The organism is Fictibacillus barbaricus, assembly GCF_031457135.1.
In the GTDB taxonomy this organism is placed as follows: Bacteria; Bacillota; Bacilli; order Bacillales; family Fictibacillaceae; genus Fictibacillus; species Fictibacillus barbaricus_A.
In genome coordinates, this window is sequence record NZ_JAVDWA010000017.1 from 1 (window position 1) to 1642 (window position 1642).

Genomic DNA, 1642 nt, shown 5'->3' on the forward strand with positions numbered 1-1642 from the left:
TCCACAAAACCAGCTAATAGTTTGTCAACATTTTTCATTAAAAGCCTACAATTATTCATGTTATACTGAATTTGTCCATGACAAATAACCTTCCGTTTTTCAATGTTGGAAGGTTTTTCTTATGATGGATTGATATAGAGGTTAAACTATATCTTGGTAAGTCGTTCTGCTTTTTAAAAGGGCATAGATCCAGTGTAAGAGCTTATTTACACAGGCAATGACGGCTACCCGAAAGGGTTTTCCTTCGTCGCGTTTCTTATCATAGAATTCTCGTAATTTCTTGTTTCTAGCGATGATTTCATTCGTCGTTTTTTGCTTTCGTGCATCTCGTATGCCACAGGTTACAGCCATATACAAGGCTAATCTGAGTCTACTGGAACCCCGTTTCGTGATGCGGTTAACGGATGCTGTAAATCTTCCTGAAGAATAGACACTAGGATCTACTCCTGCGAACGCAACTAACTTCTTAGGGTGATTAAACCTTTCTATCTCACCAATCTCTGAAATTATTGTTGCTGCAATCTTTTCTCCAATACCAGGGATAGATTGGATAATCTTATATTCTTCAATTTCTTTCGCGAGGGCATCTATTTCTGCTGCTAACATGGATAGATGCTCTTCGTATTGAAGAACAATGCTAATAAGCATTTTGAGATTAAAGATCAGGCTCTCATATAAGTTGTTTTGAAATGGATTACGCAATGCGGCTTCTCTTAATTTTTGAGCTTTGTCCAATGCCCATTTCTCTGAACGACTCCTACATAACAAAGCGATTGTATCTCTTAATTCGGTTTCACTTGCTAGTAAGACGGTTTCGGATGTTGGAAAAGCTTCTAACATTCGTAAAGAGACCTTGGAGTATAAGTTTCCAAAAACCCCTCGATACTCAGGGAATACCTGATCTAATACAGATTGAAGTCGTAGCTTGGTTTGAGAGGCGTTGCTTGTGATCGTTTCTTGTTGTCTCGTAAGGTTACGAAGGTTTAAAAGCTGTATACCTCTTCTTCGATGAGGAGCTAGTTCTTCCTTATAAAACAACTCACAAAGCTGATACGCATCTGCTGCATCCGTTTTGACTTTCCTAAGATTTGCACTACGGGAACGATGAGAAACAAGTGGATTTACCACAATATAAACATAATGGTGATCTTCTAGAAACTGAACAACTGGGTGATGATAATGACCCGTCGATTCTAAAATAACCGAAGGTTTCTTTCCGTCTGTTACTCTAGTAACCTCTACCAAGAACTCTAATAAGCCATCTAAACCATCAAGTGTATGCATAACACTGAAGCTCTTCCGATACGGTTTTCCTTTATCTAAAAAGGCTTGAACCTGACTTTCACCTTTTGAAACATCCAGACCTACAACTGGATTCATCTATGATTCTCCTTCCTAGAAATAAATTAGTCGGTAACCCCTAAGCTCCTTGTAATTTCATAGGTTCGCTTGTTAAACGGGATCCTTCTTGTCCCAACCAGCCTGAAACATGTTTATACAAGTAGGGGGTGAACAGTTTTGTGGACGGGATTCAATCCCACGGGTGCTACGTTCTACCCCGACTACCGCTATAATAAGACCAAATAAAAAAAGGTCAACCAGAAATTCTGGCTAACCTTATATTACGATCGGGTGCTTTAAT

General features: G+C 39.1%; 1 protein-coding gene. It reads right to left on the reverse strand.

Annotated features, from left to right (window positions below; genetic code table 11):
- Positions 1–141 precede the first annotated feature (141 nt).
- Positions 142–1380, reverse strand: a complete 1239-nt coding sequence (locus J2X07_RS19905; protein ID WP_310262952.1) for an IS110 family transposase — start codon at positions 1378–1380, stop codon at positions 142–144.
- Positions 1381–1642: the final 262 nt, after the last annotated feature.